Here is a 12380-nt window from a genome sequence, read left to right on the forward strand (position 1 = left end):
GAGACCCCGCGTGAGCATGAGCAGGAAGCATTACCGGGAGGCCGCCGAAATCCTCAGGCGCGCGGCCGAGCGTAGCGACCCGGACCACGTCGGCGTCATCCGAGACATCGCCGACTCTATGGCCGGCATGTTCAAGCGTGACAACGGCAACTTCGACCGCCTGCGCTTCATCGCCGCCGTCTTCGAGGACGCCGCATGAAGTTCTACTTCGGGGGCGCCGAAATCCCCAGCCACCGGCAACTCCTCTGCCAGGAAGCGATATCGCACGTCGCCCTGTCCTTCATGGGCCTGCGCCGCCGCACCAGGTTCACCAAGCCCTGGCTCACCACGGAGAACTTCTCCCCCGAGCAGCACGTCCTGGTGGACTCCGGGTGTCACACGCTGAACCGCGAAGGAGTCGAGGTCGACCCCAGCGAGATCGCCGACATCGCGGAGGTCTACGACGAGTTCATCCGCCAGAACCTCAACTCGATCGCCGCGTATACCGAATTCGATGCGCTTGCCATGGGAAAGGAGTGGATCGAAGAGCGTCGATCCGCGCTGGACCCCGAGAAGGCCGTCGTCGTGTGGCACGAGGAATGGGGCATCGACGAGCTCCGCAGGATGGCCGACACCTACCCCTACATCGCGGTGGGGCAGGGCACTGCGGGAGACCGGGACATCGTCCCGCTGCTGCGCTCCCTGAGCCGCGCCGGCCGGCTTCACGGCTACGGCTTCTCCAGCCCGCCGCTCATGCTCGCGGCCAACTGGTACTCCGCTTCCTCCACCACCTGGCTGTCGGCAGCCCAGCACGGCGAGACGTTCGTGTGGACCGGCCACGAGCTCAAGCGCTACCCGAACCGCTACAAGGGCCAGGCCCGCAAGCGCCATCGGACCCTCTTCGAGAGCATCGGGCTGGACGCGGAGCTGATCGAGCAGGACGACCCGACGGAAAACCTCCGGCTCAGCCTGTGGTCGTGGCAGCAGCAGATCGCCCACATTTCGCAGCGCCATGGCGAGGGAGTAGCTGGGAGCCCGAACGGGAGGAAAACGGGAAACAGGGAAAGCGGTACGGGGGTAGTTGAGGTGACGACCTCAGAAGAGGAGACCGAGGGAGCAACTCCCGCGCCCATCCAGAGGGCTAAGAAGACGCTTCCCGGGCTCGAAATGGAAGCATTCACACACCGATACACCGACCCCGAAGACGGGGAGCGGAAGACCCGGACGGAGTACCGCGCAACAGCGGTCGACCTCAACATCCGGGTCTGCGACGGGTGCTTCCTTGCCCGAAAGTGCCCCGAGTATCAGCCCGGGGAATCCTGCGCCTACGAGATCCCGATCAAGGTCAGGACCAAGGAGCAGTACATCGCGCTCCTTGACTCGCTCATCGCCATGCAGGCGGCCCGAGTCTTCAGTATGCGCATGTCAGAGGAAGTGGAAGGCGGCTACGCCGACCCGAACCTCAGCCAGGAGATGGACCGGATGGCCCGCTTCGTGAAACTCAAGGCCGACATCGAGGAGGCCGGCTTCACGTTCAGCATGAAGGTCCAGCAGAAGGGCGAGGCCCAGATCGGCATCATCAGCCGCCTCTTCGGCAAGGAGGCCGGCGGGGCCCCCGCCCTGAGCCCGGCGGGGACCGTATCGGTGGAGGAGGCCCTCGGCCAGCTCGGGGTGGTAGACGCAGAGGTGGTGGAGTGAAGGAGCTACTCTCCCGGGTGCCGCTGGGTCAGTTCCCTCTCTTTGGCGAGACGCCCGAGTGCAACGGCTACCGCGAGCGGAGCGATGCACGCCGCCGCCTCCATGTAGATGGCCGTCTCGGCAGCACGAATCGACCTCAGTACCTGCAGCTGCGCGTCCGTGCACCCCAGAACCGACACCGCGTCAGCGCTGCGCTGCCCTTTCTTGTGGACCTGCAGGAGACGCAGGAAATCCGTACCAAGCCGCTCGAAGATCACGTAGGCGTCGCTTTCGCCCTCCAGCTCTCGCTGCGCCTCGTCGTAGGACTGGCCGAAACTGGCCGACAGGCGTTGCGCGGCGCCAAGATGCGCCAGGGCTTCCTGAAGGTCGGACACTGAGGTTCCTCCACTCGTGGCCAGACGTAGGCCACATAGATCTTCTCAAAACGTCGTCGACCACTCCGGGCCGAACGCTGAACTCACACGTGCTCGCACACGCAGAAGGCCCCGGCCGAAGCCGGGGCCTTCTGCACGGAAGCGGGGAGCAAGGGCACCCCGAAGGTCAGCTCTGATTACTCGTCATCTTCATGCCCATCAGGGTAGTTGCCAGCCGTCAGCCAAAGGTCCTCGGTCGCGCGCGGGGTCGGCTCGGACGTCCCGTCGAAGAGCACCAGCGGATTCGGGCCGTCGAAGCCGACCACATCGCCATACCGCTTCCGTCCGTCTTCCTCCAGCCACAGCACACGGTCGCCCACATAGAAGACGCCCGTGTTCACGCGGTAAGTCGCGAAGAGGCTCACCTTAGTTCCCTCGACTGGACTCAACGCACGCCCTCCTGGCGTCCAGGATCTCGGCCGCATGGTTCAGCTGCCAGTCGTACGACTGACCTCGACTCTCGCGATCAAGCCGCTTGGCCATGTCGCAAGGGCTCTCAGGCGTAGACCAGTTGTGCGTCAGCAGGCTGAGGATGACGAATGCAACCAGGATGCCAGCCGCACTGATGGCGTAGTACCGGCGTCTACTCACTGGGGCTCTTCGGCATCGAGGTTGAAGGGCCCCCCAGCTTCTTGAGTACCCGCCTCTCGATCACGGTGTACGAGCGCACAACCTCATCGTGGACGCCGTCCAACCAAGCTCCGACCGTATCGCGATCGGGCAACTCTTCCCCCCGCGCGGCCGGCCCGACGATGGCACTTGTTTGAGGCGACCAACTGAAGCCCTCAGGGAGCAGCTCGTCGAACCTGCGCACCTGCTCCCGAAAGAGCGCATCGGCGACCTCGCGGCTGTACTTGCACCCGTTGACGAACGCCAGCCAGATTGCCGCCTGAGTGGTCTCGCTGAGGATGTCGCCGTAAACGAACGAACGCGGGGTCTCCAGCTGCCTACTTCTTCGGTACTCCTCCCACCATGTCGGTGGCTCCTTGGTTCCGTTCCGGTACGCCTCCACATCAGCAGTGACCTGTCGCACGAGGTCGCCGTACGGGCCCTGGCCAGGCACCTGCGGACCGTCGGGGTCCTTACCGTCCAAAAACTCGCCCATCACTCTCCGCCGCGCAGCGGAGGCGCCATCCCGATACTGCGCCAGCATCCGGGCGATCTCCGGCGGCGGCCCCTCGCTGCCGTCCACATACGCCGCCGCGTCGGCACGCGCCTGCTCCCAGAGCTGCTCCATCCTGTCGCCGAGGCGATCTCTGAACTCGTCTCCCAGGGCGTTCAGTTGAGCATCGAGATCATCATCGTCCATGCCAGTCATCCTTCATGAAGTGGGTGCTCTGAGCGTAGATCTCGCCCGGCACTCCCGGGGTGAAATCGGCGGGATGCTACCTCGCCAGATACACGACGGCGCCGAGTAGACCGAAGCCAACCGCGTTGAGCGCCAACCAGACTGTGGTGACGACGACTTCGAGTGTCACGAGAAACCTCCTTGAGTGCGGGCATGACAAAGGCCCCCGCTCCGGTGAGGAACGAGGGCCTGGGGAGAGTTGAAAGTCAGCTGTTGGCGACGATGTCCGCGACTTGCTGCCGGGCACCCGGGGCGAGTTGCTCTTGCGTGTCGATGGCCTGGAGAACGGCTTCGGGAGCCATCGTCCTTCGGGCGGCGCTGATGAGCGTCACCAGGTCACCGTGGGCCAATCGATCCGCGCGAGCCCGGTGCGCACCCCACGTCCTGAGCCTGCTGGGGACGAGTTCCGGCCGCGTCTGCGGTGCGTCGTAGGGCGCGTGCGCCACATCCCCCAGGTGCGCGGCGCATACGGGGAGCGGCTCGATAACCTCGATGTCGCAGTCGAGTTGAGTGCACAGGCGGGTAGGCTTCCCGTCGATGACTTGGATCTTCACCGCGCCAACCCAGGCGATAATCCCGTCTTCGTCGTCGTAACCAACGAGCGTGACGCGGCAGTTTTGAGGGTCCTGCTGAAGCCGGGCATCAAGTGCTGCTACCGCGCCGGCCAGCGCGTAGACGGACCGCACGCTGAGCTTGCACGGCTGGCCGTCGAGTTCGAGCACTGGCGTGGCGAGCAAGCTGGCGACGGTAGACATGAGAGACCCCTTCCGGGCGTTGACGTGGATAAGCCACCGCCAAATCAGGCGGTGGCTGACCCCCGCTCACGCGGGGAGATCGGGGCAACCCCGAGCGTACGGCCGTGCCCCTGCAGTTACGCCGCACGGACATGCAACGCCTCCTCTTCGTCGAATCTCTTGGCCCGTTTGTCAGTCGACGAGGTACTCGTCGGGAATTACGTCGTAGCGGCGCTTGGACAAGAGATCGTCGATCACGCGGTTGCCCTCCTCTTTGCTGGCGACTTGCGCGAAGACGTGGGCGTTCATAACCGACCGGACGATGACCCAGCCGTGCTCCGGGTGCTCAAGGAGCCAGTAGGCGTCCGCCCACCCGATCCGCTGTGTCGCCGCCTCCGTGCGGGCGAAGGGGCGGCCGGCCCAGGCGGGGTGCTCGTCGCCGCCGAGGCCGAGGTGGAACCGGAACGGCTGCGGCTCGATCCCCGTAATCGGGAGCTGATGGAAGGGCACGACCTCGTCGGGCATGGTGAATCCTCTCAGGGATAGTTGGGGCTGAGCCTAGGGCTTGAGTCCGACAGTCCGGGCGACTTGCGCCCGATCGAAGCTCGTCAGCAACCCGTCACCGTCGTGGTTGTCGCGCAGGACGTTCAGCGCCGGCGCCTCGATCACTCCGGTGCAAACGTCGCACGGGCAGGTGTGCTTCATACACGGGCACGAGTTCTCTTCGCAGTAGGGGTCGGGTCCGCGACCGTCTTCGGTAGCCGTCGGGTGGACAAGGTGCTCGCGCCGGTAAAAGCCGTGCGGGAGCGGAACCTCCGGGCAGGGCCTGGTCGACGCCTCGGCGCCCTCGGCTGTCGCCCAGGCTCCACGGCACTTGTTGCACCGCCAGCGGCCGGCGCGAACCTGCCCAACGTGCTTCATGCTCTTCCTCCTAGACATGACGAAGGGCCCGGTCGAAGCCGAGCCCTGAAACGACGAAAGTCCCTACCAAACACCGGCGGCATCGGAGATGGCCGGCTTGGCGCTAGGCGGGGCGCGAGCTACGCACCTCGTCAACAGCGCGCTCGTGCTGAGCGAGGGCCTCCTTCTCAGTGCGAGCTTCCTCGCCGTACCGGGGCGCCGAGAAGCGATGACCGCCATCGAACAAGACTCCAGTGGCGAACATCGGTGACACCGGCGAGATAGCGCCCTCCCAGACCGTCCGCACCACGATGTCAGTACCCTCCACCCGGCTCTCAGCGACTCGGCGATACTCGAAATCCGACCAGAGTTCGCCCCAGCGGACCACGTCGATCGGATTGCCAGCTCGGTCGCGATACAGCGGCTCAGACTCGGCCGCCGCGTGGTGGGTACTGTCATGGTTCGTCATAAGCCAAGCCTAGGTGCCGGGCACACTCGCGGTGCAAGCCCTCATCGCACAGCGCGTGGCAAGAATTCGCGCCCCGAAACCAGCGCAACTTCGTATAGTGCCGGCGCACCCTCGGCGTGCCGAAGCCCCCGCCTCACAAGGAAGCGGGGGCCTGCGGATGCGGCTCAGATGAGCCGGTCCGTGAACTCCACGATGATGCGCTGAATCTCCATGTCCGCAGCAATCGCGCCCTCATCCGGCATCCAGTGCAGCTTGCCGTCCCTGGCGTAGTCGCGGGTCATGCCGGCGGCGTAGACGTCGAGCTGTCCGGACTCTTCCAGCAACTCGGCCAGCTCTCCGGCCTGCTTGAGGCTGCTCACTCCTGCCACGGACCAGCGGGTGATTGGGCCATCGTCAACATTGACCCCGCGCAGCGCGCACTCGATGGACGCAACCCGGTCCTGGTGGTCCATCTCCAGCACCGGGTAGTACAGGCGCTGTGGCTGGCCGAGCAGGTCCGAGAGTTGGGTGGGGATGCTGATCTCCATCGTGTGCTCCTTGCTCAGGGTGTGAGGTGAGGTAACCGCGCACAGCGCGGACCAGTGGCCCGCAGTGCGGACCTCATCCCCGAGAATTCGGGGCTAGCCCCCGGCACATCCGGGGAGTAGGCGCCTGGACGACCAGGGGCTGGCGAGCGCGCCACAGCGCCGCCTGCCAGGCAGGATAAGGGGTCGGGGTTGGCAGAGTGATGAAAACGACGACGCCCCACACCGTAGCGGCGCGGGGCGTCGGAGGTCTGGCGGTTCGGATTGTCACTGACTGTTGATGACAAAGTGGGACATCTTAGACACGCTCACCGGCGGGAGGCCGAGCCGGTATCACTCACCGGAGTCGACACCCGCACGCAGCCCCGTGCTGACGGCGAAAATGTCACATGCCCTGGGTGTCCCGCACGGACTGGATGAACTGCTCGACCTGGGCCTCGCGAGACTTCTCCAGCGTTTCCGCTCCGATACGGCCCACCGCCTCCTCGGCACCAAGGGCGCAAGCGAGTACGTCCCACAGTGCCGAGCGATACACATCCTCGGAGTCCGTGGCCTCGGGCTGCTGTAGTCCGGTGTTCCGGTCGCGTCCTTCGATGATGCGCTGGGCGATCTTGGTCAGCAGCGTCGGAGCACCGACGGTGCGCACTTCGACACCCGCCTCGGCTGCCGCCTCGGTCAGCTCCTGGTAACGGCCCGCGCTGCGGGTGAACGTCTCCGGGCCGAAATCCGCGACAAGGACGTCGAACTTGCCGGCCTTGAGGTCTTCGAGAAGCTTTGGGTTTACCTCGCTAGCCGTCTCGCCCTCGTACCCCACGACGATCCGCAGCCCTCGCGCAGCGGCCCACTGCGCACATGCCTCACGCTGAGCCTGCACACTTCCGGCTCGCTCGCGGAGGTACACCGTCGCTCGCTTCTGACTTGTCATCAGTCATCCTCTCTGGAAACGGTGCCAGCAGTCGTACGCTGCTGGCCGACAGGTGGGGCTTCAGCCCGGTGAACTGGTGGAATAAATCGATCACTCGTTCGGCGCTTCACGGCGATTTCCGGACTGAGGAACATCGACTACATGACTCGCGATGACCACCACCGCAGCACAGCTCCCCATCGAGACGAGATCAGCGAGGAGATACCCGAGGCCGATTGCTGGGCCGAGTTCTGGGAAGTCATCGCTGACATACACCATCGGATTTGGCTTGAGCGCCAGAACTAGGCTACGGAAACACCCTTGCTTCGCTTATGAGCGGGAACGATATCAGGCTCCCATAGAGGGACTATGCGCATGGAACTGACTTTCTCGCCACCCCTTGGAGGCGTGACTATGACATACCGGATCACCTTCCTGAGAGCTTTGCGCCGCTCCGCTGGAGTGGCCGAGTCCCAAACTTCTGCCAAGCCGGAAAACTTCTCCTTTGAGGGCGGTTCAACGGAGGCAAGCTGCTGCATTAGACGCTTCAGGTCGGCCTTCTTCTCCCGAACCTCCGTGTCGGCTACAACCATTCTCGCCTTAGCGGTCTCCAGATCGTTAAGGCCGGCTTCGTAGCCCTCATTGATACGCTGTTTACGCTGCAGAAGGGTCTTGATCGAACGCTCCAGTTCGACAATGCGGGTACGACTAACTTCGATTTCCTCTCGCTGGTCAAGTCGGTCCTGTACCGTTTCGACCCCTTGAGCATTTTTTCGAATCCAGTCAAGGACAAGGGCGTCCACACGAGCGGCACGGATATTAACAGTCTTTCCGGACGCATGGTTCTCAGAGTGGGCACATCTAAACGCTCGCACCATCGTCCCGCCCCTCGAATTGCCGCCCGCTGTTCTCATTATCCGAAGACACAGGTTCTCGTTGTCATCGGATTCCCCACAGCGAACCATGCTTGTGCAGGACCATTTTGGCTCTCGCTCCCGAGTGAACGCGTCAGCTTGACGCAGCCTCAGTTCCACATAGCTGTCCCACGTTGCCTGGGAGATGAGCGCATCATGGGCACCGTCGTACCAGATGGGGTAAGAGTCGGGACGGCTGTTGGTCGGCTTCGGTCCCTGACCAACCGACCGCAAATAGCCAGCGGCGAACCCCGAATCCATAACCACACGCCACTGATCAGCCGTCATACGGGATCCCCGCAGCGACGTCACCCCCTCCTCCCATGCGTCACGCGCAATGGCGTAGAGGGTGTCCCCGTCGACGAACCGCCTATACGCCTTTGCTAGCGCTGGCCCTCGGACGGGGTCGTGGACGAGGAGCCCTTCGCACTTGTTCTGGCAGACGTATCTCGCAGGATTTTCCTCAGAGCGCTGGCACCCCGGACAGCGCAGGTAACCGAATCGCGGCTGGCCGCCGTGTGGAAGCCCCTTGTTCAGTCGACGCTGGTGGGTACTCCTCCAGGAGTCCCGGATCTGGTCGAGCTGATACTCCGCCAGTCGCAGGAATTGGTCGCGCATGTAGCGGCCAGCTGCGGTGGACGCATCGATGTCCTGGGTGGCGCTGAGCAGATCTCCGCCGGCTTCCTGAAGTTCCTTGATGTAGAACAAGGAGCCGATGAGGGTTCGACCGAATCGGGAATACTCCCAGACGACGATGGCGTCTGCCTCGCCGGCTCGGATGCGGTCGATAATTTGACTGATCTTCCGCTTGGCGAAGTCTGATCCAGAGAGATCGAGGTCGCGGACGACGTCAACTTCAGCGATCCCCTTTTGAGTCAGGTAGGCCCGACAGATTGCCAGCTGCTGCTCGGGGCTTTTCATGTCCTCCCGAGCTGTGCTGACGCGGATGTAGATGATTGCGCGGAGCTGTTTGGTGCGCTGGTTTCTCACGGTGCGATTCACGGGTTCCCCTAGGCGGCGAGAGCCACGGACCGATGCTTCGTCACCATGGTCTGAGCCCAAAAATGGCTACGGGAGCGGCCATCTGGGGCATCTACTTTTCGTGTGATCCGTGAACAGCGTCATCTGGGTGTCGTCGGTGACCTCGACGGCCCGGTCTGCGGGGAACCCGGCCAGGCCGTGCGGGCCGAAGCGGTCCCGGATGTGATCCAGCCGGAGGAACTCGATGGGCCACCCGAGGGCGTCTCCTACCGCACCGCCGAGCAGCGAACCGCGTACCCGGTCGGCGAACTGTGCGAGGTCAGTCATACGAGGATCTTCCCAGACGTCCTCCCGACCGTGTCCGGCCCTTCCGCCCGCCCCTGCCACGCCTCAGCGGCCGGGCTTCCGACGGCCCCGCCGGAGCCGGGAGCCCGCGTAGACCAGGTCCGCCAGCAGGACCACCACACCGATGATCAGCAGATAGAACAGGCCCTTGACGGCCACCCCGACGATTCCCAGGACGATGGCCACGATGACCACGAACAGGAAGAGTGCCATGGCCGACCTCCTTCGACACCGTGGGCCGTCAGCGGCGTGCGAGGCGCCGCTCGCCGCCCGTGCCCTGGGCGTAGCTCAACTTGTAGTGGGCGAAGACGGCCTCCTCGTCCTCGGCCGGCAGCTCGCCGTCGGTGTCGATGGCGGGCGCCCCCTTGACCCGGCCCTTGGGGTGGGCGACCTTCAGGTAGCCGGGGCCCACCGTGGCTCCGGCGAGCGGGACGAACACCAGCCGGTGCCGGGTGAGCAGGCCGACCGTGACGGTGGCGAACGCCGGCTGGTCCGTCGCGGTGTCCACGTAGACGGACTCCAGCGTGCCGATCTTGTGGCCGTCGACGTCGACCACGTCGTGTCCCCGCCACTCCCGGATGTCACTCGCTTCGATCATCACCGGCCTCCCGCCTGCCACTGCCTTCCGCCCACCTACCAGGCTGCTACCCACTGAGCGCGACGCAAACTGATCATCCCCACCCGGACCGGGAGCCCCCGGCGGCGCCGGGCAGGACGGCGTGGTCGGGCCGCAGACCTGGACCGCTGCCATGCGCACCGACAACGTCACCGGCTGAGGACTACACCACCCTGTCTGACGCTTCCCGCCGTACCGCCCGCACCGCGCTGCAGCTGCTCGGCCTGGCCGTCGGCCTTCCCCTTCCGGTCCACGACGCCGGACTGCCGGACACCCTCCCACGGCTCGGCGCCGCACCGGCGGTGGCCGCGATCGTGACCCGGGCGACGGCCTCGCCGGTCATCGACGGCCTGCTGCCGTCGTGGCTGCGGACCGCATCCGCGAAGGCGCCGCCGCCACCGGTCAACCCTGCCGTTCCACCGGAGGCCACGGTGGCCGCGCCGACCATCCCGGACGACGGTGGTGCCGGTGCCTGACGAGTCCACCGGCCTCGCCGGGCCGGACGCGATCGTCGTGTGGTCCGGGGCCGTCACCTCGATCACGACCGGCCTTGGACTGCTCTGGCGAACGCCCCGGGGCCTGCGTCGCGTGCTCCACCGCGCCGAGCTGTTCTGAGACGACTGGCAGGGCACCGAGGACCGGCCAGGCATCGCAGGCCTCCCAGGGGTCATGGCGCGCCTGGACCGGATCGAGGAGTCCGTCACCACGACGGACCGCTGAAGCACCATGCCCCTGCTCGGCTTCAGCCGGGCAGGGGTCTTCGTCGTTCGCGGCTACTCAGCGAACCGCAGCAACAGCATCGGTGTACTGCTCGGTGGTCAAGTCATCGTCAGCGATTCCGAGGGCGTCGAGCACCGACCGCACGACGGCCAGGGACGCCGTGTCGTAGAGGCGGCCGATCCGCCCGGCCTTCCCGTAGACCGTGTTGCCCGCGAGGCCCAGCTTCCGCTGGCTACTCAGAAACCGGTCGGCGTCCTCGGGACCGGCCGTCCACAGCGGGCGACCCAGCAACCGCGCGAACTCGACGGGAAGCCCGTGCTCAAGCGCGTAGTCGGTGCACGCGTCGAGAAGCCGCTGCCTGAACGTGACGACCGTAGGTCTAGCGTTCTCGGTAGCTGATCGGATCGAGACCAGGAGGCCGTGATGAGAGTCGTTTTCGTGCACGGAGCATGCGTCAAGGACGGATCGTGGTGGTGGCACCGCACCGCTGAGCTGCTGGCCGAGCGGGACGTCGCCAGCGAGGCGCCCGCCCTGCCGAGTTGCGGCGAGACGGGTGAGCCGACAAGCGCGCAAGGCCCGGGGCTGGCGGAGGACGTCGCCGCGGTCCGGGGGGTGCTGACGGCGAGCGACGAGCCGACCGTCGTGGTCGCCCACAGCTACGGCGGCATCGTCACCGCGGAGGCAGCGGCGGGCGTCGAAGCTGTGCGCCATCTGTTGCTCGTGTCCAGCTACCTGCCCGAGGTCGGGCAGAGCCTCTCCTCGTTCGGCGGCCAGGAGCCCGCCCCGTTCCTCGACATCGATCCCGAGGGTGGCACGTTCACCGTCCGGCCGGACGCCCTGGCCGAGACGTTCCTCCAAGACTGCGGCCCGGAGATCCGGCGACAGGCCATGGACAAGACGGCCCGGCAGAGCCTGGCGGTCCTCGAGCAGCCGGTGCAGTCCGCGGCCTGGCAGCACGTGGCCGCGACGTACCTCGTCTGCGCGCAGGACCGGGGCACCCCCGCCGAACTGCAACGCGAGTTCGCCGTCCGGGCAGGCAGCGTTGTGGAACTGAACGCCGGCCATCACCCGTTCCTGTCCCAGCCGGCCGCCGTCCGCGACCTCGTGCTGAGTCTGTGACGGCGACCGGCGACCGGCGACCGGCGACAACACCGTGGAGGCGCGCCGGGAACTCCTGCTGCTGGCCCGCGCGGCCTACAACAGTCAAGACGCCGACGTCCTTTTGGAATTGGTGAGTGACGACGTCGAATGGCCCAACGACAGCACAGGGAGGCTCCACGGCAAAGCTGAGGTACGCGCCCGCTGGACCGAGCAGTGGAGCCGCACGCGCCCGCACGACGAGCCGGCCCGGAAAGAGCCAAACGATCAATCGGACATCAAGCCGGTGGATTCGGGCTGAGGTTTGACCGTTCTCAGCGAACTTTGACCGCATGGCTGACTCTGTTGCCGAATTTGGGTCGGTGGTCAGGCTGCGAGTTGGTGGGCGAGCCGGGTGAGTCGACTGGTCCGGGGATGCCGGGGGTCTTCGGCCCAGTGGGGTCGAGCCGGATGACGTTGATCGCGGTGGCGGAGTAGGCGTGCTGGAGGCTGGTCTTGGGCAGGCCGCGGTAGCGGGCGCGGCGCAATCCGGTGACGTCGAGGGCCTGGTTGATGGTGCCCTCGACGCCCGCGCGCAGGGTGTACTTGGCCTGCCAGGTGTCGGTCTTCTGCTCGGCGCGGGCCGCGGCGACGGTCTCGTGCAGCTCGCGGGGTCGTAGGGTCAGCATGCGACGGCCCTTGGCCGCGGTGGTGCACTTGTCGCGGGAGGGACAAGGGCGGCAGTCGGCGCGGGCGAA

Annotated in this window: 20 protein-coding genes; 6 read left to right on the forward strand and 14 right to left on the reverse strand. The window is 65.8% G+C overall.

Annotated features, from left to right (window positions below; all coding sequences use genetic code 11):
* Positions 1-16: 16 nt before the first annotated feature.
* Positions 17-199, forward strand: coding sequence for a hypothetical protein (locus UK12_RS23935; protein ID WP_156178891.1), 183 nt, complete (start codon positions 17-19; stop codon positions 197-199).
* Positions 196-1677 carry a hypothetical protein gene (locus UK12_RS23940; RefSeq protein ID WP_045305183.1) on the forward strand — a complete coding sequence of 494 codons (1482 nt, stop codon included), beginning with the start codon at positions 196-198 and terminating at the stop codon, positions 1675-1677. The genes UK12_RS23935 and UK12_RS23940 overlap by 4 nt, the downstream gene beginning before the upstream one ends.
* Positions 1678-1682: 5 nt before the next feature.
* Here the strand turns inward: UK12_RS23940 and UK12_RS23945 are convergent, their stop codons facing one another.
* The 12 genes from UK12_RS23945 to UK12_RS23995 all read right to left on the reverse strand — a co-directional run bounded on the left by UK12_RS23945 (position 1683) and on the right by UK12_RS23995 (position 9807).
* The gene (locus UK12_RS23945; RefSeq protein ID WP_045305184.1) at positions 1683-2051 is read right to left on the reverse strand and encodes a hypothetical protein; all 369 of its coding nucleotides are present in this window, start codon (positions 2049-2051) and stop codon (positions 1683-1685) included.
* Between the two features lie 176 nt (positions 2052-2227).
* Complete coding sequence (locus UK12_RS23950; RefSeq protein ID WP_045305185.1) at positions 2228-2455, reverse strand: hypothetical protein; 228 nt, start codon at positions 2453-2455, stop codon at positions 2228-2230.
* A gap of 218 nt (positions 2456-2673) precedes the next feature.
* Positions 2674-3399: a hypothetical protein gene (locus UK12_RS23960; protein ID WP_045305187.1), complete on the reverse strand. Its 726-nt coding sequence runs from the start codon at positions 3397-3399 to the stop codon at positions 2674-2676.
* Positions 3400-3644: 245 nt separating this feature from the next.
* A complete protein-coding gene (locus UK12_RS23965; protein ID WP_045305188.1) occupies positions 3645-4193 on the reverse strand; it encodes a hypothetical protein in 549 nt (182 codons plus the stop codon).
* Positions 4194-4364: 171 nt separating this feature from the next.
* Positions 4365-4697 (reverse strand): hypothetical protein, encoded by a 333-nt coding sequence (locus UK12_RS23970; protein WP_045305189.1) that lies wholly within the window; start codon positions 4695-4697, stop codon positions 4365-4367.
* Between the two features lie 499 nt (positions 4698-5196).
* Positions 5197-5541: a hypothetical protein gene (locus UK12_RS23975; RefSeq protein WP_045305190.1), complete on the reverse strand. Its 345-nt coding sequence runs from the start codon at positions 5539-5541 to the stop codon at positions 5197-5199.
* 164 nt (positions 5542-5705) lie between these two features.
* Positions 5706-6068 (reverse strand): hypothetical protein, encoded by a 363-nt coding sequence (locus tag UK12_RS23980; RefSeq protein ID WP_045305191.1) that lies wholly within the window; start codon positions 6066-6068, stop codon positions 5706-5708.
* Between the two features lie 382 nt (positions 6069-6450).
* Positions 6451-6990 (reverse strand): recombinase family protein, encoded by a 540-nt coding sequence (locus tag UK12_RS23985; protein WP_045305192.1) that lies wholly within the window; start codon positions 6988-6990, stop codon positions 6451-6453.
* Between the two features lie 281 nt (positions 6991-7271).
* Positions 7272-8885, reverse strand: a complete 1614-nt coding sequence (locus UK12_RS38400; protein ID WP_231591361.1) for a recombinase family protein — start codon at positions 8883-8885, stop codon at positions 7272-7274.
* Positions 8886-8951: 66 nt separating this feature from the next.
* A complete protein-coding gene (locus UK12_RS23990; RefSeq protein WP_045305193.1) occupies positions 8952-9191 on the reverse strand; it encodes an ADP-ribosylglycohydrolase family protein in 240 nt (79 codons plus the stop codon).
* A gap of 63 nt (positions 9192-9254) precedes the next feature.
* Positions 9255-9422, reverse strand: coding sequence for a hypothetical protein (locus UK12_RS41605; RefSeq protein WP_197085128.1), 168 nt, complete (start codon positions 9420-9422; stop codon positions 9255-9257).
* 28 nt (positions 9423-9450) lie between these two features.
* The gene (locus UK12_RS23995) at positions 9451-9807 is read right to left on the reverse strand and encodes a PRC-barrel domain-containing protein (RefSeq protein ID WP_045305194.1); all 357 of its coding nucleotides are present in this window, start codon (positions 9805-9807) and stop codon (positions 9451-9453) included.
* A gap of 332 nt (positions 9808-10139) precedes the next feature.
* On the opposite strand from UK12_RS23995, the gene UK12_RS41610 reads away from it, so the two are divergent.
* Positions 10140-10301: a hypothetical protein gene (locus UK12_RS41610; protein WP_197085130.1), complete on the forward strand. Its 162-nt coding sequence runs from the start codon at positions 10140-10142 to the stop codon at positions 10299-10301.
* Positions 10294-10440, forward strand: coding sequence for a hypothetical protein (locus UK12_RS39965; protein ID WP_156178892.1), 147 nt, complete (start codon positions 10294-10296; stop codon positions 10438-10440). The genes UK12_RS41610 and UK12_RS39965 overlap by 8 nt, the downstream gene beginning before the upstream one ends.
* A 162-nt stretch (positions 10441-10602) precedes the next feature.
* On the opposite strand, the gene UK12_RS41615 is transcribed toward UK12_RS39965, so the two are convergent.
* Complete coding sequence (locus UK12_RS41615; protein WP_052682115.1) at positions 10603-10989, reverse strand: hypothetical protein; 387 nt, start codon at positions 10987-10989, stop codon at positions 10603-10605.
* Here UK12_RS41615 and UK12_RS24010 point away from each other — a divergent pair.
* Together UK12_RS24010 and UK12_RS24015 are read left to right on the forward strand one after the other, a co-directional pair.
* A complete protein-coding gene (locus tag UK12_RS24010; protein WP_045305195.1) occupies positions 10969-11664 on the forward strand; it encodes an alpha/beta hydrolase in 696 nt (231 codons plus the stop codon). The two genes, UK12_RS41615 and UK12_RS24010, sit on opposite strands and share 21 nt — an antisense overlap.
* 34 nt (positions 11665-11698) lie before the next feature.
* A complete protein-coding gene (locus UK12_RS24015) occupies positions 11699-11944 on the forward strand; it encodes a nuclear transport factor 2 family protein (protein WP_052682116.1) in 246 nt (81 codons plus the stop codon).
* A gap of 13 nt (positions 11945-11957) precedes the next feature.
* Here the strand turns inward: UK12_RS24015 and UK12_RS24020 are convergent.
* Positions 11958-12380: transposase (locus UK12_RS24020; protein WP_197085131.1), on the reverse strand; the 423-nt coding region annotated here is incomplete at its 5' end.

It is taken from the genome of Saccharothrix sp. ST-888 (assembly GCF_000955975.1).
GTDB lineage: Bacteria > Actinomycetota > Actinomycetes > Streptomycetales > Streptomycetaceae > Kitasatospora.